The 24,720-nt window shown below is 68.7% G+C and carries 17 protein-coding genes and 2 pseudogenes; 5 read left to right on the top strand and 14 right to left on the bottom strand.

All coding sequences use genetic code 11. From position 1 onward, the window contains the following. From AWC30_RS00100 to AWC30_RS00150, 11 genes are all read right to left on the bottom strand, one after another. On the bottom strand, nt 1–535 hold a 535-nt coding region (locus AWC30_RS00100; protein ID WP_337333760.1), incomplete at its 3' end, for a S8 family serine peptidase. Continuing rightward, the gene (gene eccD, locus AWC30_RS00105; RefSeq protein ID WP_234807878.1) at nt 513–2,027 is read right to left on the bottom strand and encodes a type VII secretion integral membrane protein EccD; all 1,515 of its coding nucleotides are present in this window, start codon (nt 2,025–2,027) and stop codon (nt 513–515) included. The genes eccD and AWC30_RS00100, both read right to left, overlap by 23 nt. Before the next feature lie 110 nt (nt 2,028–2,137). After that, complete coding sequence (locus AWC30_RS00110) at nt 2,138–3,097, bottom strand: ESX secretion-associated protein EspG (RefSeq protein WP_085107175.1); 960 nt, start codon at nt 3,095–3,097, stop codon at nt 2,138–2,140. A gap of 83 nt (nt 3,098–3,180) precedes the next feature. Next, nucleotides 3,181–3,465, bottom strand: coding sequence for a WXG100 family type VII secretion target (locus AWC30_RS00115; RefSeq protein WP_085107177.1), 285 nt, complete (start codon nt 3,463–3,465; stop codon nt 3,181–3,183). A gap of 28 nt (nt 3,466–3,493) precedes the next feature. Beyond that, the gene (locus tag AWC30_RS00120) at nt 3,494–3,790 is read right to left on the bottom strand and encodes a WXG100 family type VII secretion target (protein WP_085107179.1); all 297 of its coding nucleotides are present in this window, start codon (nt 3,788–3,790) and stop codon (nt 3,494–3,496) included. A gap of 105 nt (nt 3,791–3,895) precedes the next feature. Then, complete coding sequence (locus AWC30_RS00125; protein ID WP_085107181.1) at nt 3,896–5,074, bottom strand: PPE family protein; 1,179 nt, start codon at nt 5,072–5,074, stop codon at nt 3,896–3,898. Between the two features lie 18 nt (nt 5,075–5,092). Further along, nucleotides 5,093–5,392 carry a PE family protein gene (locus AWC30_RS00130; protein WP_085107201.1) on the bottom strand — a complete coding sequence of 100 codons (300 nt, stop codon included), beginning with the start codon at nt 5,390–5,392 and terminating at the stop codon, nt 5,093–5,095. A gap of 533 nt (nt 5,393–5,925) precedes the next feature. Continuing rightward, entirely contained in the window at nt 5,926–7,098 is a 1,173-nt protein-coding gene (locus tag AWC30_RS00135; RefSeq protein WP_234807879.1) for a PPE family protein, read from the bottom strand. Between the two features lie 421 nt (nt 7,099–7,519). Further along, nucleotides 7,520–11,719, bottom strand: coding sequence for a type VII secretion protein EccCa (gene eccCa / locus AWC30_RS00140; RefSeq protein WP_085107183.1), 4,200 nt, complete (start codon nt 11,717–11,719; stop codon nt 7,520–7,522). Further along, nucleotides 11,716–13,233, bottom strand: coding sequence for a type VII secretion protein EccB (gene eccB / locus AWC30_RS00145; protein WP_085107185.1), 1,518 nt, complete (start codon nt 13,231–13,233; stop codon nt 11,716–11,718). The genes eccCa and eccB overlap by 4 nt, the downstream gene beginning before the upstream one ends. A 133-nt stretch (nt 13,234–13,366) precedes the next feature. Next, entirely contained in the window at nt 13,367–14,587 is a 1,221-nt protein-coding gene (locus AWC30_RS00150) for an MFS transporter (RefSeq protein ID WP_085107187.1), read from the bottom strand. Between the two features lie 164 nt (nt 14,588–14,751). On the opposite strand from AWC30_RS00150, the gene malQ reads away from it, so the two are divergent. The 3 genes and pseudogenes from malQ to AWC30_RS00165 form a co-directional block, all read left to right on the top strand. Further along, nucleotides 14,752–16,908: a 4-alpha-glucanotransferase gene (malQ, locus tag AWC30_RS00155; RefSeq protein WP_085107189.1), complete on the top strand. Its 2,157-nt coding sequence runs from the start codon at nt 14,752–14,754 to the stop codon at nt 16,906–16,908. A gap of 609 nt (nt 16,909–17,517) precedes the next feature. Next, complete coding sequence (locus AWC30_RS00160; protein ID WP_085107205.1) at nt 17,518–19,251, top strand: molybdopterin-dependent oxidoreductase; 1,734 nt, start codon at nt 17,518–17,520, stop codon at nt 19,249–19,251. 48 nt (nt 19,252–19,299) lie between these two features. After that, a pseudogene (locus AWC30_RS00165) lies at nt 19,300–20,871 on the top strand (molybdopterin-dependent oxidoreductase); the annotation flags it as partial. Between the two features lie 90 nt (nt 20,872–20,961). Here AWC30_RS00165 and AWC30_RS00170 read toward each other — a convergent pair. Further along, nucleotides 20,962–21,489, bottom strand: coding sequence for a P-loop nucleotide/nucleoside kinase family protein (locus AWC30_RS00170; RefSeq protein WP_207568370.1), 528 nt, complete (start codon nt 21,487–21,489; stop codon nt 20,962–20,964). Further along, the gene (locus AWC30_RS00175) at nt 21,490–22,806 is read right to left on the bottom strand and encodes an IS256 family transposase (protein ID WP_085107193.1); all 1,317 of its coding nucleotides are present in this window, start codon (nt 22,804–22,806) and stop codon (nt 21,490–21,492) included. Nucleotides 22,807–22,943: 137 nt separating this feature from the next. Here AWC30_RS00175 and AWC30_RS18255 point away from each other — a divergent pair. Together AWC30_RS18255 and AWC30_RS00185 are read left to right on the top strand one after the other, a co-directional pair. Next, nucleotides 22,944–23,105: pseudogene (locus tag AWC30_RS18255) on the top strand (molybdopterin-dependent oxidoreductase); the annotation flags it as partial. Between the two features lie 42 nt (nt 23,106–23,147). Continuing rightward, nucleotides 23,148–23,963 (top strand): LmeA family phospholipid-binding protein, encoded by an 816-nt coding sequence (locus AWC30_RS00185; protein ID WP_109561860.1) that lies wholly within the window; start codon nt 23,148–23,150, stop codon nt 23,961–23,963. A gap of 12 nt (nt 23,964–23,975) precedes the next feature. Here the strand turns inward: AWC30_RS00185 and AWC30_RS00190 are convergent, their stop codons facing one another. Beyond that, nucleotides 23,976–24,539 (bottom strand): hypothetical protein, encoded by a 564-nt coding sequence (locus AWC30_RS00190; RefSeq protein ID WP_085107197.1) that lies wholly within the window; start codon nt 24,537–24,539, stop codon nt 23,976–23,978. Nucleotides 24,540–24,720: the final 181 nt, after the last annotated feature.

A 24,720-nucleotide genomic window follows, 5' to 3' on the forward strand; every position in this document is an offset into this window, starting at 1 on the left:
GTGGTGGCGGCGCCTCGGTGGTGGGCACGCTGGGCGGCCGGCGGGTCTCGCGCGGCGGGGGCAGGGGCGCGATGGCCCCGGCCGGGGCGGCCCCGATCAGTGAGGCCACCAACGTGCCGTGCGCGTCGCAGTCGGACAGGCCGTCGCCGCCGGCCATCACATAGTCGCCACCGCCGACGAGGTTCGGAAGCCGCGGATGTGGCGTCACGCCGGTGTCGATGACGGCGACCTTGACTCCCCCGCCACGCCCGAACCGCCACGCCTCGGCCAGGTTGAGCATGTTCAGGAACTTCGGCTGCACCCGGAAATCGGTGCCCGGGGACACGCTGCCCTCGACGCAGTAGGCGGTCTGACGCATCTCCTGCTCGGGCCCGGGCGGGCCGTCGCCCGGTACCGCGTTGCCGTCGATTCCCGGCGGTTCGATGGCGTGCGCCGCCGGCGAACCCGCCAGCGGGTAGGCGGCGACCAGGAGCACGGAACCGGTTGCCGCTGTGACACGGCGAAACCGGCGGCTACCGATACCGGATCGCTTCATAGACATTCATCAACCACAGGCCCAGCGGGAAGATCGGCATCAGGCAGAGGTATTCGATCCATTCCACGAATTTGCGGAACAGCGGACTGTAGACGGTGTTGGGCACCACCGCGGCGGCGATCAAACCGGCTGCGGGGACGAGCAGCAGGATCGCCACGCCGGCGGAGAGCATCGCCGGCGTCTGCAGGCCCACGATGTAGCGCAGCACGACACCGACCACGACGAACACGGCGGTCATCGCGACGGTGATCGCCTGCCAGCGGTCCCGGAACGAGCGGCCGCGCAGCACAAGGAAACCGGCCACCAAACTGGCGATCAGCACCGGCAGCCAGCGCCGGTCCCCGTGCGGGTCACACAGGGCGACGGTGGTCACCACGATCAGCACGCCCAGACCGAACAGCAGACCCGACAACAGGCCACGGGCCCGCTCGGCGTGCAGCAGCACCTGGCGGATCGACTCCGGGCCTTCCAGCACCGGCGTGTCGTCATGGCCGGTCACCACCGTGGTCGGCAGATCCGGCCGGGTCTCGAAGACCCAGTGGCTGGTGGCCGACGGGAACACCGGAAGCCGGATGCCTGCCAGCCAGCGGCACAGCGAGGCACCGGTGTGGTAGAAGAAGACCGCAGCCAGCAGCACCGAGGTCAGCAGGGTGACCGCGCTGGTGAGCAGGGTCATCCGCAGCACCGCGGTCACCGTGACCGCCAGCGACACGACGATGACGCTGCTGTAGATCGACAGCCGGCGGCCGGTGAACCGCAGCATCAGCACCGCGGCGAGGCCGGCGACGCCGAAGCCCAGCGCGGCGTGCGCGGCGGCGAACGGCCCGGGCACGGCGGCGGCCGCCGCCATCGCCAGCGGTGGTAGCGAACTCACCAGCATGGTGTCGGCCAGCCGGAAGTCGCGGCTGGTCCTGGCCTGGATGAGCATCAGGGTGGCGGCCACGAGTACGACGACTGTCACCACGCCCGCGTAGATGGCCGACAGCGGCGTGTCGTGGTGGTAGCGCCACCAGCCGAGCAACGCGGTCACCAGCAGCAGTGCGCCGGCGACCAAGGAGATCCCGATCTGCACCGCGATCTTGGGGTTGATCGAGCCGAAGCGCTTGGCGAGGGTGACCGCGACCGCGGTGGAGATGTGTTCGATGACCGGGGTGCGGTGTTCGGGGTCTTCGACGTAGCGCAGCCAGAGCCGATCACCGTCGTAGATCTGCTGCTCGGTCAGTGACTGAGAGGAGCGCAGCGCGGTGCCGTCGACACGGCAGAGCACCCAGCGGCCGCGGCCGGCACCGGTCAACTCGGCGAGTTCGAGTTCGAGCAGCCGGTTGTTCACCACCGTGAGCAACGGGTCGATCATCACCGACACCGGGGCTTCGGCGTCCAGCAGCATGCCGATCTGGACGCCGTCGCCGGCCATGATGCCGACCACCGCCGAACGCGGGGTGTTGGCAGCGTCGCCGTCGGACCTTGACGGGTCGGTCAGTACGGAAGTCACCAGGGCACCGCCTGAAAGTCCGAATTCATCTCGTTTACCTCACGGTTGGTCATGTGTTAAGTCATCCTAGGGCCGGTGGCCGCGGCGCGCGCGGTGCCGTCACACTCGTCTCACACTCGTCGGTGGGTCCGCCAGGCGCCGAACGGGACGGTGTCCAAAACGGTCTGCACCCCGACCTGGACCAGCTGGGGTGTGGCCGGGCAGATCGCCAGCCATTTCTGGCCGGAGCCGACGGTGCGCGCCTGCTGATACATCGCGATGCGTCCGGCGTTGCTGTCTTTGAGGGACAGCACCGATGCGCTGGACTCGCGGGCGTCGTCGCGGTACTGCCGCGCGTAGATCGCCGCTTCGGCGGCCGGCTCGGATAGTGCCTGCCCCAGGGCGGCGATGGTCGCCGCGGTCAGGCCCATCCGCCGCAGGTCGCCGCTGGAGAAGACGTTGAACCCGGAGGTCTGCCAGGTTTTGGTGGCCGACAGCATCTCTTCCAGCGGGACGTTCACCGCGGTGATCGCGGCCGGGTCGGCGTGGTTGATCGACTCCATCGCGGCGGTGACCAGGGCCGCGATCGAGGCGGCGTCGGTCACCGAGACGTCATCGACGGTGATGTCGGTGCCGACCCGCACCGCCGAGACCCAGTGTTCGTCGCGGCGGGCCAGGACGACGCGGAATTCGTTGTCGGGGATGTCGCGGGAGCCGACCGATTCGCCTTCGACCGGCTGGTGGGTCTGCTCTCCGTCGCGCTCGCTGGCTTCGTATTGTTCGATGGCTTCCGCGCTGACCCCATAGCGCAGCTTGCCGTGCGACAGCAGGGCGATGACCTCGATGTCGGGGACGGCGAGCACCTTGAGCCGTTCGGCGACTTCCTCGTTGACGGTCTCGTCGACGACGATGCCCTGTTCGCGCATGATCGCGAGGCCTGGGTGCTCTTTGAGCCAGTCGTTGTTCTCCGCGATCGACACGAACGGGCGGCAGCGCAATTCCGGCGCGACGTGGCGGATGTCGAGCAGCGCCTGCAACAACCAGAAGCCCTCGACGTTGACGGTGATGTCGGTGCGGGCGCTGTTGTCCATCGTTCGCTACTCCGGGGTCGTCGGGTCAAAACACCGCAACGCGGCAGCACACGCTGTCGGTGTGCTGCCGCGTCGGGTAGGGGTTACAGCCAGCTGGAGCCGACCGCGCTGTCGGTGGACGACATGTTATTCCCCGCGTTCTGCACCTTGGCGCCATGGTCGTTGGCCTGCTGGTAGATCACCTGGAAGTTGCGACCCAGCTGCGCGATGAACTCCTGGCACGCCGCCGAACCGGCACCACCCCAAAAGTCCCCGGCCATCAACACATCCCGGATGATCGCCTGGTGCTCGGCCTCCAACGCCGCCGCCTGCGCCCTGATCATCGCGCCGTGGGCGTTGACGTCCCCGAACTGGTAATTGATCGTCATCTGCGTTTTCCTTTCAGATTCGAGGCGGTCAGCTGCTCAGGCTGGACTGCGCCGCGGCTTCCTGCTGCTCATAGACATTGGCGTCACGGACCAGTCCGTCGCGCACCCCGTGGAGCATGTTCACGATGTTGCGAAACGCCGCCTGCATCTGGCCCATCGTGTCCAGCGAGGTCCGTTCGGCGATACCGCTCCAGCCGGCACCGGAGATGTTCTGCGACGACATGAACATCCGCCGCGCCTCATCCTCCACCGTCTGGGCGTGCACCTCGAAACGACCCGCCATGTCCCGCATCATCTGCGGATCGGTCATAAAACGAGCTGCCATGATGGCTCCTTATCTCTCGAGTCTGTGTCTGGTTGTTTTTCTGGCTGTTCCTGCCGTGTTAGCGGCCAACGATATTCGTCTATCCGCTGGCGTGGCCCCCTTTCCTCACCCGGCAGACAGTGGTCGTGGCATGACGAAGGGTCGCGGTCCGACCCGCAGGACGCCGTCGCCGATCCCGCGGCCGGCGTTGGCCGCACCGGCCAGCGGCATGGCGCCGGCCATGTTGCCCGGGGTTCCTGCGGCGCCGAGTCCGGAGGCGAGGTTGCCGGTGGCCGGCAGGGTGCTGGCTGCCGCGGGAGCGGCGCCGCTCCAGGTGGAGGGCACCGACAGGGCGCCGAGGCGGGTGGCGCTGGTCAGTGAGGCGGTGACCGGGGTGCTCGAGAGCGAGCCCAGCGCCCCGGCGCCGGAGTTCATCCCGGCGAACAGCCCGGGCACGACACCCGGGGCGCCCAACATGCCCTGGGCCGCGCCACTGAGCGCGCCCACCGAGGTCAAGGCCTTGAAGCCGCTCAGCATGCCGATGCCGTAGTAGGCCAGGCCTCCGACCCGGAAGGCCGGCTCGAGGACGTTGTTCGTGAATTCCGACACGGGCGACTTCGAGCCGCCGCCGGTCACCGAGTTCACCGCCTGCCCGAGAGCACCGCCGAGCGTGCCGCTGTTGCCGGCGCCGGTCGCGTTGGTGAGGGCCGACGCGTCGCTCGCCACGCTGTGCCCACCGGCCTGCAGGACCGCCGCGCCCTGCTGGAGCTGTCCGGTCGGGTTGGTGTTCTGCTTCGGCGGGGTGAAAGCCGGCAACGCGGTGGCCTGCTCGGTGGCGGCGGAATAGCCGAACATCGCCGCGGCGCACTGCGCCCACATCTCCAGGTAGGCCGCTTCGGTGGCCATGATCGCGGGAGTGTTCTGGCCGAGGACGTTGGTGGCGACCAGCGCGGCCTGCTGGGCCCGGTTGGCGTAGATCGCCGGGGGCGGCACGGTCGCGGCGTGGGCGCTCTCGTAGGCGCCGGCCTCCGCGCCCGCCTGGGTTGCGACCTGTTCGGCCTGAGCGGCGGTGGCGCTCAGCCAGTGGATGTAGGGCTCGGCCGCGGCGACCATCCGCTGCGCCGAGGGGCCGCGCCATGTGGTCGCCAGCGCACTGACGGCTGCCTGGTAGGAGGCGGCGGTGGAGTTCAGCTCGGAGGCCAGCGCCTGCCAGGCCGCGGCGGCGCCCAGCATCGGAGCCGCGCCCGGACCGGAATAGATCCGGGTCGCGTTGATCTCCGGCGGGAGTGCTCCGAAGTCGAACATCGCGGGACTCTCGCGCCTCTAGCCGATCGAGGCGCGGTTGGCGGCCTCGGTGATCGCGTAGGTGCCGGCGCTGGCCCGGAGGGTGGCCACGAACTGCTCGTGGATGGCGGCGGCCTGGGCGGAGATGCTCTGGTAGAGCTGACCGTGCGCGGCGAAGCGGGCGGCGGCCAGGGCCGACACGTCGTCGGCGGCGGCGGGGACGACGCCGGTGATGGGCGCCGCGGCAGCGGCGTTGCCGGCGTGGAGTGCCGCGCCGATGCCCTGCAGCTCGACGGCGGAGGCGGTCAGCAGTTCCGGTTCGACGGTTACCAACGACATGTGCGGTCCCTTCTCGATGTCACACAGCAATCGCTTCGACACCGAGATTAAGGGGCGAATCGGCCCAAATCAGCCGTGGTTGCCTACTGTTCACCTCATGACCACAACTGTTCACCCGCAGTAACGGTCCCTTAACTCCGCGGCTGCCCGCAGGTCGTTTCAACCGCGGTTTACCTGGGCAAATAATGCGGTAGCGCGACGTTCACCGAATCCCTCCGGTGGCGGTGCGGAGGCCTCGACAGCGCGGCAACCGGCGGTCGGTGGAGTAAAAATCAGGTCGCGGATAACCCCGCGGGCGCCTGCCGGCAAGCCCGCCCAGCAACCTTTTCGGTGAGCGGCGCCACAATCGCCCGCTCACTGTGATCGAGCCTAACCGGCGCGGCGGGCCGTCCCGGAAAGGACACGCCGCGGCCGTCGGCGGCATGGGAAGACGGTTGTGGCCACGCCTGGCTTTGGCATGTCCAGGCATGTCCAGGCGCGCAGGTACGCCCTGGTACCTGAGGCCAGGTTTGTCGGCTCGCCCGGGTGCGGAATCAGCCGGCCGACGGCGGGCGCGGCATCGTGAACGCGCGCGAGCCGACCCGCAGCACCCCGTCGCCGATTCCGCGGCCGCCGGCTCCGGCGGCGTTGGCCAGCGGCATCGCGCCGGCCATGTGGCTCGGGCCGGTGCCGACGTTGCCGACCGCCGATCCCAGGTTCGCCGCGGCCAGCGGGCTGGCGGCCGCGTTGACCGGCGGCACCGCACCCGACCAGGTCGAGGGCACCGACAGCCCACCCAAGCGGGTGGCGTTGGCCAGGCTGGCGGCGATCGGGCTGCTGACCGGCGCCGAGCTCAGCGCACCGGCCTGGCCCAGCCCGCCGAGCAGTCCCGGCACGACCGCCGGGGCGGTCAGCGCGTCGGTCCCGCTGCTGACGGCCTTGGAGGAACCACTCACGCCCTTGGCGATCGACATGAACGAGTTGGAGAACCCGGCGATCCGGTAGATCGGCTCCAGGGTGTCGTTGAGCGCGTCGGTGGGCTTGTAGTCGCCGTACATGTCGGTGACGTAGTCCAGCGGGTTCTTGACCGCCGGCGGAGTCTCGGCGGCAACCTTGGTTCCGACAACGCCCGCGTTGTTCGCGGTGGTGTCACCGGCGGCCTTCGCGTTGGCCGCGGCCTGCCGCAGCTGGCCGCTCGGGTCGGTGTTCTGCCGGGGCTCTTCGAACGCCGGCAGCACGCTGGACTGCTCGGTGGCGGCGGCGTAGCCGTACATCGCCGCGGCGCACTGCGCCCACATCTCCATGTACAGGGCCTCGGTGGCGGTGATCGCCGGGGTGTTCTGGCCCAGGAAGTTGGTGGCGATCAGCGACATCTGCAGGCTGCGGTTGGCCGCGATCACCGGCGGCGGCACGGTCGCGGCGAAGGCGGCCTCGTAGGCCGCGGCCTGCGCGGCGGCCTGGGTGGCGGCCTGCGCGGCCTGCGCCGAGGTCACGTTGAGCCACTGGATGTGCGGTGCGGCGGCCGTCGCCATCCGCCGGCCCGCTTCACCCTGCCATCCGGCGGCCAGGCCGGAGACCTGGCTCTGGTAGCCGGTGGCGGCCAGGCTCAGCTCGGTGGCCAGGCTCTGCCAGGCGGTCGAGGCGGCCAGCAGCGGGGCGGGGCCGGGGCCGGTGTAGATGCGGATCGAGTTGATCTCGGGGGGCAGCGCTCCGAAGTCCATGAACATCTCTCGTCTCCCTAACCGACCACGACCCGGTCAGCGACCCGGTTGTTTGCAGAACTGCTGGCTAGCCACGACATGGGCGTGCTCTTCCTCCCCGTAACCCACAGAACATTCCTTGATCGCACACAGCGAATACTCTGCAACGGAGGTTATGAGACATGACCTCTCAGGTGAACAACAGCCAACATCCAGTGAACAATTGGTCACTTCTGCGGCGGATCCGGTCGCAGAGCCGCACCGGCGGTGGCTCGGCTCACAAAAACGGCGCTGATCTGCGTGTTTTCCGGGTGTTGCGGTCGCAGCGCGAACCGGTCTCCCGAAACCGGCGAGCCACCCCCGGGTTGCGATCACGCTGCGCGCAACCCGGGTGCGGCGCCCAGGTACCGCCCAGCTACCGGGCCGGCGGCGGGCGCCGGCCTGCGGGTTACGCCTGGGCGGTCGCCTGTTCCCCGGTGGCCGGCGCCGGGCGCCGCAACTCGGTGGCCGCGACCTGGACGAACACCCCGGTGTCTTCGGCCATCAACAGGCCCCGGCCCTGCGGCAGCGGGCCGCCCTTCATCTTTCCGCGGATGAAGCCCTCGTCGGGGTCGGCGTCCATCACCAGCAGCGGCGTGTTGGCCTGGTGCAGGGCCCGCAGGATCGGATCGCTGCCCGCCGAGGCCCATCCCCCGAAGGTGCGGGTCGCGATGACGTGCAACCCGACGTCGGAGGCCCGGTTGACCCAGGCCGCCGCCTTGTGCAGCGGCGAGTCGAACCCGGTCGGCAGTTGCTGGATGTCGTCGATGATCAGGAAGATCTCCGGGCCGCTCCACCACGACTGCGACATCAGTTCCTCAGCCGACAGCCCCGGCGGTGGCTCCCGCCCGGCCAACGTGACGGCCAGCTCGTCGACCAGCGCGTTCACCCCGTCGAGGTTGTAGGCGAAGCGCTCCATGTAGTCGGTGCCCAGGGTGGTCAGCAGTTGACGCCGCGGGTCGATCAGCCAGACCTGCGCCGACGGCTTGTCGGTCGGCGGAGCCGCGCTGCCGCCGGGGGCGTAGACCCGGCTGATCTCGGCCATGATCGTGGCCAGGGTCGTGGTCCGGCCGCTTTCCCGACGCCCGGTGACCATCAGGTGGGAGGCCTCGGCGAAGTTGAGGTACACCGGCTGCAGGTCCAGCTCCGAGATCGCCCAGGCGATCCCGCCGGCCCCGACGCCTTCCCGGTGGTCGGCCGCCGCGAGTTCGCGCAACTGTTCGAGTCCGAACCAGGCCGGCAGCCGGCGAACCGGGCGGGCCCGTCCGGTGGCCACCTGCGCCACCGCCCGGGCGATGCTGTCGGACTCGAACACGTTCTCGCCGGTGTCGGCGAGCGCAGGTCGCGCGACCAGGGTGTGCAGTCCGGACTGCGGATCGGCGTCGAGTCGCACGTAGTTCACCGGGACCATGCCGCGGCCCGGCTTGGCCGGCACGTCCTTGGCGAACCGGGAGCGCACCAGCTTGGCGTCCTCGACGGCGGCCAGCCGCAACTCGACGCGGGAGCCGAAGCCGCTGCGCACCGGTGGCCGCAGCTCCGATTCGCGGTCGGCGGTGACCACCACGTGCACCCCGAACGACGGACCCTGGTTGATGATCTGGTTGACCTGCTCGATGAGGACCTCGTTCTCCTCGGCGAGCGCCCGGTAGTTGTCGATCACCAGGAACACGTCGGCGAAGCCGTCGTCGGGCACCGCGCCCGGGTCGTCGCCGAACTTGCGTGCCCGGAACACCTCCATCGACGGCACGTCGTACTCGAGGAAGCTGCGTTTGCGTTCGCGGACCAGGCCCAGCATCTCGGCGACCGTGCGCCGCACCCCGTCGGGGTCGGTCGGGCCGGCGACACCACCGACGTGCGGCAGACCCGCCACCGTGTTCAGCGCGGTACCGCTGTAGGCCAGGCAGTAGAACTGCACCTGATCGGGGGTGTGGGTGAGCGCCGCCGAGCAGATCAGCGTCTGCAGGGCGGTGGTCTTGCCCGACCCGCCGGCACCGAGGATCAGCAGGTTGGCGCCGGGCCCGGAGGTGTCGATCGTCCACGGCGGCTGGTCGTGCTTGTAGGGCCGGTCGACGACGCCGATCGGGAAGATGAGCGTGCCGTTGCGGCCGTAGTTCTGCTGCCACGGGTGGCCGAGGTAGCGGTTGACCAACTCGTCGACCGGCAGCGGCGTGTCCAGCGGCGGCTGCCAGAGCCGGTAGGGCTCGAAGTCGATCTGACGCAACTGGTCGATGATCACCGTGCCGACCCGCGGGGTGCGGATGTGCTCCTCTTCCTCTGCCTCCACCTCCACGGGCAGCGCCTCGGTGGGCTCGTGCTCGAGAACCGCCGTGTCGGCGTCCTGACCGCCGACGGCGACCTCCACCGGGGTGAAACCGGTGGTGAACAGCTGCGGGCGGATGTAGTCGACGCTGTGGGTCAGCGGCCGGTGTTCGTCGTCGATGGATCGGCCGCGCCGGTAGTCGCGCCACAGGAATTCCGCCTGGAACCGGACGATCTCGTCACCGCTCTTGCGGAAGTAGCCCAGCCCGGCTTGGGCGGGCAGGTTGACCGCGTTGGGCACGCCGGCGGCCTGGGCGGCGCCGGCGGTGCGCGCCTTGAGCACCAGCCGGTAACCCATGTTCTCCATGAGTTTCTCCGCCCGGCTCTCGATGGTCTGCGACGCCATCATCAGGTGGATCCAGTAGGCGCGGCCCTGCCGGCCGATGGAGTCGAGCACCTCGACCGCGGTCGGCATGATCCGGAACCACTCGTAGAACTCGTCGATCACCACGACGAGCATCGGCAGCGGCTCCATGTCCTGGCCGCGGGCTCGCATCCGGGTCCGGATCTCGTTGTACTCGCGGGCGTCGTCGGCGCCGGCGCTGTCGCAGACTGCCTTGCGGCGGGCGATCTCGCCCCACATCGCTTCCAGGAACCGCTCCATCAGCGCCTGGTCTTCTTCCAGGTCGGTGATGATGCGCGACACGTGCGGCACCCCGGAGAACGGCTTGACCGCCGAACCGCCCTTGAGGTCGGCGAGCACGAACTGCAACTCGTCGGGCGGATGGGCCAGCAGCAGCGATTCGATCACCGTGCGCACCAGCGTCGACTTACCCGAGCCGGTCGTCCCCGACATCACCCCGTGCGGCCCGTCGCCGCCCTCGTCGAGGGACTTCATGTCCAGGAACAGCAGTTCGCCGTTGTCCGAACGGTTCCCGAACGGGATCCGCAGCCGGTCGCGGGAGAGCAGTTCCCGGCGGCCCGCCCACAGCGCGTCGAAGTCGATCGAGGCGGCGTCGTCGATGCCGTAGTAGGACAGGATGTCGCGGGCGCTGATGTGCGCGACCCGCTGGCCGATCTCCTCGTAGGCCTCCGCGAGCCGCCAGCGAGCGATGCGCTGGGCGAACCGCTCGGCCTCCATCTCGCTGAGGTTGTCGGCGAGCGCGAAGAACCACGCGTTGTCGTCGATGACGATCCAGGTGTCGCGGTCGCGGGGCAGCGCCTCGATCACCCCGAGCTCGTTGACGAACCGCAGGGTCCGTTCCGGGGTGGTGCAGGCCGGGACCGTCGATCCGGTGAGGTCGAAGAACGTCATCCCGTCGATGCCTTCGCTGCTGATCGCGTAGCCCCACTCCTCGGTGGCGATGTCGGCGATCACCAGGTAGTGCGGAGTCGGCAGACCGGATTGGGCGTTGGCGAAGCGCGGCATGAACGAGCCGCGGCCGGCGAACAGGTCGCCCTGCTCGGAGCCGAATTCCTGCACCGTGGAATAGACCATCCGGGCTTCGCCGGCGGCGTCCCGCCGACGCGGATCGCCGAAGTGGGGCAGCCATTTGACCCAGTCCCACTCTTCGGTGTCGGAGGACACCACGATCATCCGTAGATGGTCCGGTCCGTGCGAGAACGCAAGTTGGCAGATGATCGCCCGCATCGCGCCGAGCACCTGCTCGCGCTCCCCGACCAGCGCGTAGCCGGGCTCGACGAGCAGCGAGATCATCTTCGGGAGGTTGTAGACGACGCTCTGGAAGTGCCCGAACTCCTGCAGTGCCTTACCGGTCACCGGCTCCAGTTCGATGTCGGTCGGCATGTCGTTGGGCTCGCCCCAGGTCACCTCCGGTCGGGTCATGCCGACGCCGATGCGGGCCACACCGAAGTTGAGGTCGGTGCCGTCGGGGCGACGTTCCCACATCCGGCCCGAGCCGACCGCGGCGGTGAGCGTCTTCGGCGCCGGGTGGAACCACCGGTAGTTGGCGTCCATGCTGTCGGCGGATTCCCCGGCGGTCTGGCGCAACCGGTCGAGCATCACCATGAACTGGCCGCGCATCGCGTCCAGTTTCGGTCGGCTCATCTGCTGCTGGCCGCCGAACCGGCCGGAGAACATCATCATCCCGACGCCGAGCACCAGGAACAGCGGGAAGATCATGCCCGGGCCCATGAACATCCGCGATCCGCTGGCCACGGTCATCGCGACCATGCCGCCGACCAAGCCGACGACGACGACCCCGATCACCACCAGCCACCAGGGCTTCTCCTCGGGTGGGGGAACGCTCAGCGGCGTCGGAAGACCCAGGTTCTCCGGCTTGACCGTCGGCGCAGGTGCCGGTGTCGGCCGGGCAAATCCACGCTTCACCTTGGTACCGCCAATTCTTTCGGTTTCATGTCTGTGGGCAGGACGTCGTGTTGGACCAGGGCGTCCGCCCGCGACAGGGTCGGGCCCATCGCCAGCAGCCGGGCCGCCACCCACGGCGCCCGGGTGGGGGCGTCGGTCAGCCCCAGCGCCTTGCGGACCTCGTCACTGCTCTCCACGCCGTAGCGCACCCCGGTGCGCCCGATCCACCACAGCGATTCGGTGGTCGCCGCTTCGGGATCGTTACCGGTGACGACGATGAAGTTGGCGTAGTTGTCGCCGAAGTAGACCTTGTCCGCGGTGGGCGTGGTGTCGTCGGCCTTGACCAGCGTCACCACCTTGGTCGGGTCGGCGACCGGCACCGTCGGCCCCGACACCACCTGCACCCGGGCCATCTGCTCGCCGTCGCCGCGGTCCCACCACCAGCAGGTCGCCGGGTTGGCGCGGGTGTCGACGACCTCCAGGGGGCTGGTCGGGTAGGCGGACAGGTCCAGCCCGTCCACCACCGGCATCGTCGCCAACTTGGGTGGGGAGACCACGGCCGCCTCACCGCCGGGGGTGGTGCCCGCGTTCTGCAGGATCTGGGCGACGACCGGCGAGACCGTCTGGACTCCGTCGGTGAGCACCACCGAGTACTGCTGCGGGCCGCTGACCTGCGGGGTGACGATCACCGTGCCCACCGGCCCGGGGGCCTCGGGGAAGGCCGCCGGCTGGCCGACGTTGGGTACCTGCGGAACCGACAGGTCCGGGCCGACCGGGATGGCGTCGTAGAGCGCCTGGCTCATCGGGCGCGCACGGGCCACCTGCTCGGGGGTCAGGCCCAGCGGCAGCAGCACCGCGCGGTCGGCGGCGTCGATGTGGGAGCGGCGGCCGTGCCGGATCACCCAGGCGTCGTCGTCGTAGCGCAGCACCACCGCGTCCTGGTCGCCGAGGACCCGACGACGCTCGGAGAGGTCGGGCTGGCCGTCGATGACGGTCACCGTGACCGGTTCGGTGATCCCGGTGCCCAGCGTCGTGGTCACCTCGTCGCACACCAGCCACGACGAGGCGGCCGGACTGACCGGGGAGAGCTCCGAGGGGGCGCCGGGGATACCTACCATCGGGCCGTGCGGCTGCTCGGCGATCTGGCTGGAGCGCACCTGATGCGGGTTGTCGGCCCGCCCGGTGATCAACCGCGCCGACGCCAGGTTGAGCGCCGGGTGCAGCGTGTCACCGACCCGGACGTACAGGGCCCCGGACTCACGGTCCTGAATGATCGGTGAGTCGCCGAGGCTGCCGGCCGGGCTGAGGAACGACCACAGCAGCGCACCGAGGCAGACCAGCGATGCGGCCGAGATGGAGGCCAGCACCGCCAGCGATTGCCGCCGGCCCGGTTCGACCTCCATGCGCACGCGCCACTGGGTGAGCGCGAGCGCGGTGCGGCGGGCCAGGAACTGATGGCCCGTCATCTGGGTGCGGGTGGACAGCCCCAGCCCGGCCCCTTGCGGGTGCCGCGGGCCGTCTTGCTCAGCAGCCATGACGACCCACGCCCCGCGACCGGGACCACTCAGCGGAAACGCTCGAATACGGCGTCGACCTGCACGTCACATCACATACCGTAGGCCACTACGACACCAGCGTGCACACTGCGGGCGGCTGATCGCGGCGGCGTTACTCTCCGTTCACCCGACCGTTGTCCGCCCGTCGGTTTCGGTGGCTGTGCCCGGTGGTCGGGCGGCCGGTGAGCACCGGTGCGAGGACGCTGACGAGCAGCCCGGCGGCGGGCGCCACGAGCAGGCCCGCGCGCAGGCCGTCGGTGTCGGCGATCGAGCCGATCAGCGGCGGGGAGAGCAGGAACCCGGCCCGCATGAGCCAGTTCACCGCCGTCAACCCGGTCCCGGGGGCCAAGCCGGCCAACTCGTCGGCACCGTGCATCGCGGCCGGGACGACGGTGGCCACACCGAGCCCGGCGGCGGCGAAGCCGGCGATCATGCCGCCGACGGTCGGCCAAGCCAGCGCCGTGCCCATACCGAGCGTGATCAGTAGCCCACCGCTTCCGGTCACCGCCCGCGCACCGAAGCGGTCGACCAGCCGGTCACCGAGTAGCCGACCCAGCAGTTGACACCCGACCAGCGCGACGTAACCCAGTGGCGCCACCGCGGAGGCGGCACCGACTTCCCGCAGATACAGCGTCGCCCACGAGTTCCCGACGTCTTCGATCACCGCGCCGGCCAACGCGAGCAGGACCAGGGCCGTCAGCTTCGGGTAGACGCGCCACACGCGGCTCCGCTGCTGCGCCGCCGGGGCGTGCGACGCCCCGTCCGGGCCGGACAACAGCATGCGGTAAACCGCCAAACTCAATGTCGCACATACTGTCCCGGCAACCGCTACCTGCGTCACCGGCGCGAGACCGACCGCGATAGCGGCCGTTCCGGTGAGCCCGCCCAGCACGGCTCCCGCCGACCACACCGCGTGCAGCGAGTTGATGATCGACCGGCCGTATCGACGCTGAACCCGCAGCCCGTGGGCGTTCTGCGCGACGTCGGTGACCGCATCGGCTGCGCCGGCACAGCCGAGTGCCGCCGCGAAGACGACCGCGTTCGGCGCGGCCGCCGCTACGGTCACCGCCGCGGCGATCAGCACTGTGCAGCCCACCGCCAGCCGGGCGGACCGGAAGCGGCGGATCAGGAATCCGGCGGCCGGGCCGGCGATGAGCGCGCCGCCCGCGACGGCCGCGATCGCCGCACCGTATTCGAGATTGGACAGGACCAGGTGTGCCTTGATCTCCGGCAGCCGCGGCAACAGGTTGGCCATCAGGGCGCCGTTGGTCAGGAACAGCGCCGACACCGCGGCCCGGGCCCGACGGTCGGTCGGGGTGGGGGTTGTCGGCATCCGAGTACCTTCCGTGCCGCCGCGGTGTCGTCCACGCCATTGTGGCGTTGCGGGCTCGGTCGCGCGTGACCGCGAGGAGCGTGGACGATGGAGCCACGACGAGAAGCGATGTCGCGAGTGTTCGGCGCACGCCGGCCACGGCGTCGGAGCGTGAGGAGAGCGGCATGGTCGAACCGGCGTTGCAGGAGTTGGCCCGCCGATTCGGTGTCGCGACCCGATACCGCGACTGGACCGAACGCATGGTGGCCGTGCCCGAGTCCACCCTGGTTGCCGTGCTCGGCGCACTCGGCGCCCCCGCTGGAACCGACGCCGAGCGGCGGGCGAGCCTGGCCGAGGCGGAGCGACGCTATTGGGCGCGGCCGTTGCCTGCGACCGTCGTGGCGCGGGTGGGCACCGAGCAGGAGTTCTGGGTGCACGTCACCCACGGTGACCCGGCCGAGGTGTCGGTGCTGCTGGAGGACGGGACGACGCGTCGGGGTCTGCGGCAGGTCGACAACTTCACCGCGCCGTTCGAGCTCGACGGCCGGCAGGTCGGGGAGGCCAGTTTCCTGCTGCCCGCAGATCTGCCGCTGGGTTACCACCGGCTGCGACTGCGCTCCGGCGCCGCGGAGGCCGAGGCCGAGGCCGCACTGATCGTGACGCCGGATCGGCTGCGAGTGCCGGAGCGGCTCGGCGCCCGCCGCGGCTGGGGGCTGGCCGTTCAGCTCTACAGCGCGCGCTCGCACCGGTCGTGGGGTGTGGGTGACCTGACCGATCTCACCGACCTGGCGGTGTGGTCGGCCGGTCGGCACGGCGCCGACTTCATCCTGGTCAATCCGCTGCACGCCGCTGCGCCCACCACCCCGATGGAGCCCTCGCCGTACCTGCCGACGTCGCGCCGGTTCGTCAACCCGCTGTATCTGCGGGTGGAAGAGGTCCCCGAGTTCGCCGAGCTGCCCAAACACGGCCCGGCCCGCCACCATCGGTCCCAGGCGCTGCTGGCCGCCGATTCCGAGGTCATCGACCGCGACGGGGCGTGGGCCGCCAAACGGGCAGTGCTCGACCTGGTCTACCGGGTGCCCCGCTCCGCGGGTCGCCAGTTCGCCTTCGCCACATACTGCGACCGGCAAGGCGCGGCGCTGGAAGCGTTCGCGACCTGGTGTGTGCTGGCCGAACAGCACGGTGATTCCTGGCGGCGGTGGCCCGAACCGTTGCGTCACCCCGACAGCGCGGCGGTCGCCGAGTTCGCCGCGGCGCACCGCGACGCGGTGGATTTCCACCGCTGGCTGCAGTGGCAACTCGACGAGCAGTTGGCCGCGGCGCAGTCGCGGACGCAACGGGCCGGGATGGCTTTGGGCGTGCTGCACGACCTGGCCGTGGGCGCGCACCCCGAAGGTGCGGATGCCTGGGCATTGCAGAACGTGCTGGCCTCCGGCGTCACCGTCGGGGCGCCGCCGGACGCGTTCAACCAACTCGGTCAGGACTGGTCGCAACCGCCGTGGCGCCCCGACCGCCTCGCCGAGCAGGGATTCCGGCCATTCCGCGACCTGATCGCCGCGGTACTGCGCTCCGCCGGTGGCGTCCGCATCGACCACATCATCGGGCTGTTCCGGCTCTGGTGGATCCCGCCGGGGTCCTCCCCCGCCGACGGCACTTATGTGCACTACGACCACGAGGCACTGATCGGCATCGTCGCGTTGGAGGCCCACCGGGCCGGAGCGGTGGTCGTCGGCGAGGACCTGGGCACCGTCGAACCGTGGGTCCGCGACTACCTGCATGAGCGCGGCGTGCTGGGCACCTCGATCCTCTGGTTCGAGACCGACGAGGGCCGGCCGTTACCGGCCGAACGGTGGCGGACGGACTGCCTGGCGTCGGTGACCACCCACGATCTTCCGCCCACCGCCGGGTATCTGGCCGGCGAGCATGTGCGGTTGCGCGACGCGCTGGGGCTGTTGTCCCGGCCGGTCGCCGAGGAGAGGGCCGCCGACCGCGCCGCCCAGGACGCGTGGCTGGCCGAATTGCGGCGAGTCGGCCTGCTGGCCGACCATGCCGACACCGACACCGACACCGAGGCGACGATCCGCGCGCTCTACCGGTACCTGGGGCGCACGCCGGCGCGGCTGCTGGCCGTCGCCCTGCCCGACCTCGTCGGTGATCGGCGCACCCAGAATCAGCCGGGCACCATCGATGAGTACCCGAACTGGCGTGTTCCGCTCGCCGGCCCCGACGGCATGCCGGTTCTGCTCGAGGAGATGTTCGACGACGCGCGGGCGGCCGCCCTCGCCGAGGTGTTGCGCGCCGCCGTGGCGTCCGCGTCCGGCGGCGCCGGTGAGCGCCGGTGACAAGGCCCGATTCCCTCGATCTCGTCGGCTATGACTTATCTCACGTCGGGGGTCCGCGCGCCCTCAAGGCGGGGTTTCACTGCGCCGGGACACGCCGGGACGGCCGCTCAACGCCGTCGGCGCGCCGGCACTTCGCACCGCTGCACCGAAACTTGCCAGCAACGTCTCAGCCGGCGACAAGCCGAGAGCGCGTCGTGACCGGATCGAGACCTTCCAGCAAATGCCGCAATGGTTTTCATTAAATGTTTTCGACGCCTCGCGCCCAGCGGCCGCCGCCGGTCGCGACTCCAGCTATCCGAACGGATCGCCACTCAGCCTCTGCCGTCGGCCGTGCACCGTCGGGCAGCCGGAATGGCGTGTCCCCCAATGTGGGACAACGATGCGGTCCCTGAGCACGGACAGGGTACGGTTTAGCTAACCCGACCGGGGTGGTTGTTTTCCTGTTGTTCACCCCGTGTGAGTAAGTATTGGCTATGACCAAGCGCTGAAGGGAGGCCCGAGTTGGCCAGCGAAGGACACGGCCCGGCGCAGGGCGAGAGTTCAACCGGTACCGCCGTCTCCTCCGGCGCGTCCAACGAGTTGGCCGAAGCCGAACTCGTCGAACTGGAAATGGAGTTCCGGCAGAACTATGCCGACGAGATCCATCACGCCGAAGACAGCATCGACGTCGAGCACTACGGCGGTGGTTTCGACCTGAGCCGCCGCGCCACGGCGCCGAAGCTGCGGATCGGCAAGGACAAGTGGTTCAACCTACTGTGGCTGATCCCGCTCGGCCTGGTCGGGCTGATCGTCGCGATCGCCATCGGCAAGGGGTTGGCCAACAACCCGTCGGTGCAGGATTTCATCGAGCGCTACCCGGGGACCGACGAGTCGAACCCCGGTCCTGCCGGGATGCCGTGGTGGGCGAACTGGACCCACTTCTTCAACCTGTTCCTGATGATGTTCATCATCCGCTCGGGGATCCAGATCCTCTGTGACCATCCGCGGCTGTACTTCAGCCGCAACTCCACCCCCGGTAAGGACGAGTGGTTGCGTGTCGGCCCCCCGGTGCCCGATGACCCGCTGTGGACGGCCAACGCCGACACCGTGGCGCTGCCACCGCAGTTCGGGCTGCCGGGTTTCCGGCACTCGATCGGTCTGGCGCGCTGGTGGCACCTGGGCGTCGACGTCCTCTGGCTGCTCAACGGGGCGGTCTTCTACGTGCTGCTGTTCACCACCGGACACTGGCGTCACGTCGTGCCCACCAGCTGGGACGTGTTCCCCAACGCCGCCTCGGTGGCCATCCAGTACCTGTCGCTGGACTGGCCGGACGACAACGGCTGGGTCGCCTACAACGGCATGCAGTTGATCGCCTACTTCACCACCATCTTCATCGCCGCGCCGGCCGCCTTGATCACCGGGCTGGGCATGTCACCGGCCCTGTCGCAGCGGCTGACCGTCATCAGCAAGCGGCTGAACATCCAGGTGGCGCGCTCGCTGCACTTCCTGGTGCTGGTCTACTTCCTGTTCTTCATCGTCGTGCACGTGACACTGGTGTTCGCCACCGATGCGCTGCGCAACCTCAACCACATGTTCGCCTCCCGCGACGACAACAGTTGGGTGGGGTTCTGGGTCTTCGCGCTCGCCATGACGGTCACCGCGGTCGCCTGGGTGTGGGCCACTCCCTTCACGATTCGGCACCCGCGTGTGGTGCAGCGGGTGGGCGACGCGCTGATCGGTCCGTTCCAGCGGGTGCTGGAGCGGTTCAATCCGCGGCCCGGCGCGTTCACCGAAGAGGACATCTCGCCGTACCACTGGCGCAACGGCCGGCTGCCCGAGACCGAGGAATACCAGGAGCTTGAGAAGAACGACTTCAAGGACTGGCGACTGCAGGTCTACGGGCTGGTGGAGAACCCGACGGCGTTCTCCCTCGACGATCTGAAGGAACTGCCCTACCACGACCAGATCACCCAGCACTTCTGCATCCAGGCGTGGTCCGGGGTGGCAAAGTGGGGCGGGGTCACCATGCAGACCATCGTGGACATCGTCAAACCGCTGCCCGAGGCCAAATGGGTAGCCTTCTACTCAATGGGATTGGGCGCCAGCGGCGGGATCTACTACAGCGTGCATCCGCTCAAGCAGATGAGTAACCACATGACGATGCTGGCGTACAACATGAACGACCAGCCGTTGCCGTACATGCACGGCAAACCGCTGCGGCTGCGCAACGAGTTGCAGCACGGTTTCCGGCACGTCAAGTGGCTCAAGGGCATCGAGTTCCTGGCGCACTACAACGAGATCGGTAGTGGTTACGGCGGGTACAGCGAAGACCACAAGTACTTCGGCCGCCATCAGACGATCTGATACGGACGTACAGGAAAACGTTCAGAATTCAGGGGTAGAGTACCGTGTGTGAGCACGGTTGACTATCGCTCGGAACTGAAAGACGCTGAACACGAGGTCAATTCGGAGACCTGGGCAGGCGGACTCGAGGACAAACGGGCCATCGCACCGAAAGTGCGGGTGGGCAAGGACAAATGGGTCAACCTGCTGTGGCTGATCCCACTCGGGTTCGTCGGGCTCATCGGCGCCGTCGCCGTCGGCAAAGGACTGGCGAACAACGATGCCGTACAGGACTTCATCGAGCGTTACCCGGGCTCCGACCCGTCTTCTGCCGGGCCGACCGGAATTCCGTGGTGGGCGAACTGGACCCACTTCTTCAACCTGTTCCTGATGACGTTCATCATCCGTTCCGGGCTTCAGATTCTGGCCGACCACCCGCGGCTGTACTACAGCCGTAACGCCACGCCCGGCAAGGACGAGTGGCTGCGGATCGCCAAGCCGGTCCCCGAAGACCCGCTCTGGACCGCCAAAGACGATTCGGTGTCGTTGCCATATCAACTGGGACTACCCGGGATTCGGCACTCGATCGGACTGGCGCGCTGGTGGCACCTGGGCGTCGACGTCCTCTGGCTGCTCAACGGGGCGGTCTTCTACGTGCTGCTGTTCACCACCGGACACTGGCGTCACGTCGTGCCCACCAGCTGGGACGTGTTCCCCAACGCCGCCTCGGTGGCCATCCAGTACCTCTCGCTGAACTGGCCGGACGACAACGGCTGGGTCGCCTACAACGGTCTGCAGCTGATCGCCTACTTCACCACCATCTTCATCGCCGCGCCGGCCGCCTTGATCACCGGGCTGGGCATGTCACCCGCACTGTCGATGCGCCTGACCATCATCAGTAAGCGGCTGAGCATCCAGCTGGCACGCTCGTTGCACTTCTTGGTGCTCGTCTACTTCGTGTTGTTCATCATCGTGCACGTCACGCTGGTGTTCGCGACCACGGCGCTGCGCAACCTCAACCACATGTTCGCCGCCCGCGACGATGACGGTTGGCTCGGTTTCGGCATTTTCGCGCTCGCCATGGTGGTCACCGCCGTCGCGTGGGTGTGGGCGACGCCGTTCACGCTGCGCAACCCGGGCGTCGTGCGCCGGGTCGGCTACGCGTTGATCGGTCCGTTGCAACGCTCCCTCGAGCAGGTGAACCCGAAGCCGGGCGCCTTCACCGAGAAGGACATCTCGCCGTACTTCTGGCACAACGGCACCTACCCCGAAACCGTCGAATACAAGGAATTGGAGAAGAACGACTTCGTCGACTGGCGACTGCAGGTCTATGGGCTTGTCGAGACCCCCAGGGCCTTCAGCCTCGACGAGTTGAAGGAACTGCCCTACCACGAACAGATCACCCAGCACTTCTGCATCCAGGGCTGGTCGGGGGTGGCCAAATGGGGCGGGGTGTCGATGAAGACGATCATGGACATCGTCAAACCGTTGCCCGAGGCCAAATGGGTGGTGTTCTACTCCCTGGGTTCCGGGGCCGACGGCGGCACCTACTACGACGCCCACGACATCAAGCAGATGGACCACCACCTGACGATGCTGGCCTACAACATGAACGATGCGCCCCTGACCTACGGCCACGGCGGAGAAATTGTCAATACCTGTGGATCGGCGTGATTCAGGCGACGCACCTTTCCGGTGTCCTCGTCACCGTCTGAGGACAGGCGGTGACCGTCAGCGTCGGCGGGCAATGGCCGCGACGACGTAGTCGACCGGCCGATCCGTGCCCGCCGCGGTGTCTACTTGCAGGTCGGCCGCATCCCACGGGGCGTAATCACGGGTTTGGACCTGTTCCCAGGTCGGCACCACCAGCCCGGCCAGATCGGAGGTCCGCAGCTCGACTCGGCGGCGGTGCTCCTCAGCGTCGCTGCAGACGATCTCCACTCGCAGCAGCCCAGCGGACACCTTGTTGGCTGCGGCTGCCCACGCCTGCCGGGTGATGGCAAACGGGTTCACACTGTCGGCCACCACCACGTGCCCCGACCGGAGCAGATCGGCCGCCAATGCGTACCCGACCTGGTAGCCGGAATCGGGTACCCGATCCCAGCCGCCCGCCGCCGCGACCATCCCTGATTCGGTCATCGCGGCCTCAATGGTGTCGATCCTTAGATGGATGCCACCTACGCGCAGCGCAACCGCGCAGGCGAGTGTCGTCTTACCTACCCCGGGCAGACCGGACAACACCACAAGCAACCCCGACATTTAGGCGACCTCCGTTCCGGTGTGTTGATCGTCGTTTGAGGGCGGCTGCGGTGGGGTGATGTCGGTGGGCCGTTCGAGCAGTTTGCCTTTGTGGAAGACCGCGCCGGCGCGGACCAGGGCGACCAGGTGCGGGGCGTTGACGGCGCGCCAGCGGGCCTGTGCGGCGTCGATCAGCTTGTAGGCCATGGCAATCCCGGCCGCGCGTGATCCCGGCCCCTTGGTGACCTTGGTCCGAAGTCGCACGGTGGCGAAGGTGGATTCGATCGGATTCGTAGTGCGCAGGTGGATCCAGTGCTCGGCGGGGTACTTGTAGAACTCCAGCAGGACATCGAGGTCGTCGACGATCTTGGCGACCGACTTGGGGTACTTCGCGCCGAAGTCGACCTCGAAGGCTTTGACCGCGACCTGGGCGTTGTCGATATCCTCGGCGTTGTAGATGTCCTTGAGCGCCGCCAACGCCGAGGGGTGCGCCGACTTCGGCAGACCGGCAAGGACATTGGCCTGCTTGTGAAACCAACAGCGCTGCTCGCGCGTGGCGGGAAACACCTCGCGCACGGCTTTCCAGAACCCGAGCGCGCCGTCGCCGACCGCGAGCACCGGGGCGATCATCCCGCGGCGTCTGCAGTCGCGCAGCAGATCGGCCCACGACTCGGTCGACTCCCGATACCCGTCGGTGAGCGCCACCAGTTCTTTGCGGCCGTCAGCACGCACGCCGATCATCACCAGCAGACACAACTTCTCCTGGTCCAGGCGCACTTTGAGGTGGATGCCGTCGACCCACAGGTAGACGTAATCGGTGCCCGACAGATCCCGGCGGCCGAACGCGACAGCCTCGTCCTGCCACTGCGCGGTCAGCCGGGTGATCGTCGAGGCCGACAACCCGGCCCCGGATCCCAGGAACTGCTCCAGGGCCGGCCCGAAATCGCCGCTGGATAAGCCGTGCAGGTACAGCAACGGCAGCACCTCACTCATCTGCGGAGACTTGCGCGCCCAGGCGGGCAGGATCGCCGAGGAGAACCGCTGCCGTGCACCGGTATCCGGGTCCACGCGCCGGTCATTGACCCGCGGGGCTTTGACCTCCACCGCGCCGGCCGCGGTCAACACCTCACGCGGCTGGTGATAGCCGTTACGCACGACCAGCCGGTGGCCGTCGTCGTCGAGGTGATCGGCAAACTGAGCCACGTAGGCGGCGACCTCGGCTTTGAGTGCCGCGGCCAGCATCTGCCGGGCGCCGTCACGGACGATCTCGTCCAACAACGACCGACCAGCACCGCCGGTACTTTCGGCCTCGGTGGCATCGTGAACTACGGTGAGCATGGGCGTACCTTCCCGAACCAGCGCGCCAACGCCGGCTCTTGATCGGACCTTCGGATATTCAGATCATCCTCGGGAAGGTGCGCCCACTTTCACGCCCCCTCACCAAGGCTCATCCACAAGGTCTGATAATTACTCGCCACGGCGCGCCGTTGCGGCTACGCAACGAGTTGCAGCACGGGTTCATGCATGTGAAGTGGCTCAAGGGCATCGAGTTCGTCGACCACTACCGTGAAGTGGGCGGCGGCCATGGCGGTTACAATGAGGATCAGGAGTTCTTCGGGCCTCGCCACACCATCTAGAATTCGAGCAGGTTCTCTGCCGGATTCGAGGATGCTGGACTCATGACCCGTTCTGGGCCGTTGGGCCGGTGGGATCCGTTCCGCCCGCTCGACATGCTGGCAACGCTGTTTTCGACGGCGGCTGCGATCCCGCCCGTCTCCTCGGGTGCGGCGATGGCCTATCGGACACTGTTCATGACTCTGCGCCGGTTGGTCGTGGGGCGCCGGATCACCGTCCACCTCGACGAGGGCTCGCTGAGCCTGGTCGTCACCGGGTTCGACTCCCGCCTCGACGTGCGCAACCTGTCGGTCGGCCAACTCGACGACGTACGCATCGAGGCTCGCGACCTGGTGTGGGATGACAACCGGCTCGATCGCGCCACGGTTTTGCTGCGCAACGTTCATTTTCGGCCCAGCACACCGCCGGTCGTCGTGGCCGCCCCGGTGGAGTTGACGGTCGACCTTCCGGCGGCGGTCGTCGGTGACGTGATCCGGTGGGCGATGCCGCGGCTGGCCGGCGAGATCGGCCCGGACGGCGTCGCCCGACTGCATTGGGCGCGGCGACCGCTGCTGGGCAACATCGAGGTCGACGCCCAGGTCGACGGCTCCACACTGTGGCTGCAGCCGCGTGGTGTCGTGCTACGCCGGCGCCGGTGGGCGCTGTCCGAGCGGACGCCCGCCTACCCCATCCAGCTGCCACCGTTCCCGCACGGCCTGGAACTGACCGACGTCCGTCTCGGGCCGGACACGCTGCATCTGACCGGGGTGCTGCCGGAGTGGCGGATGGCGGTGCCCCAGGCGGGTCTGGAGACGATCATCACCCAGTTGAGTTCGGTCGGCCGCCAGTTGAACTTCACCCGCGCCCAACGGTGGTGGTGACACCGCCGCTGATCAGATGGCGCTCCAGGCGACGTCGATGCTATCGGCGACATTGATGACCTGCGCCGCCTGCGACGCGGGGTTCTCGATCTCGCCGGCGACGTGCTGGGCGATGAACCGCCGGATCTCGGCGTCGACACCGCCGATAATGCGGACCACCTCGCCGCGAATCGAGGTGGAGGACACCTGCACGGTGATGTCGCTGGCACGGGGTTTGGCGACGTCGACGATGAGCAGCAGCGGCTCGGCGGCCCGCGCGGTGGCGTGCAGCGCGATGTCGCCGGCGACCACGAATTTCTGCTTGTCCAGACGCAGGTCCACCAGCAGGTCGATGGTGAGCGGGATGTGGATGTCGAAGGTGATCGGCTCACCGAGCTTGCGGGTGACCTGTGGCTGGTGGATCTGCACCGTCGCGGAGACCTTGGCGAACTTCCCGGGTCCTTGGCGCATGGGCGGCAGTTCGAAGTCGTCGCCGGCAATCGCGGACAACGCGGACGCGACCCGCTCCTCGGTCACGGCAACGTCGAAGAACCGGCGGCCGAACTCGTCGTAGGTCAGGTAGTTGTGGGTCTCCATAGCCCGCTCAGCGTATCCGGTGAACAGCCCGGACGGCGTCTCGTGGTGTCGCGACACGGCGCGATCGGCGCGTCAGCGGGGCTACGGGTCGAGCAAACCGCGATCAGAGCGCCTCGACCGGTGCGGGCGCGAACTCAGGTGCCGGGGGCGGGGGCGGCGAGTCCGGTGCCGGGGGTGGTCG

The organism is Mycolicibacillus trivialis (assembly GCF_002102395.1).
In the GTDB taxonomy this organism is placed as follows: domain Bacteria; phylum Actinomycetota; class Actinomycetes; order Mycobacteriales; family Mycobacteriaceae; genus Mycobacterium; species Mycobacterium triviale.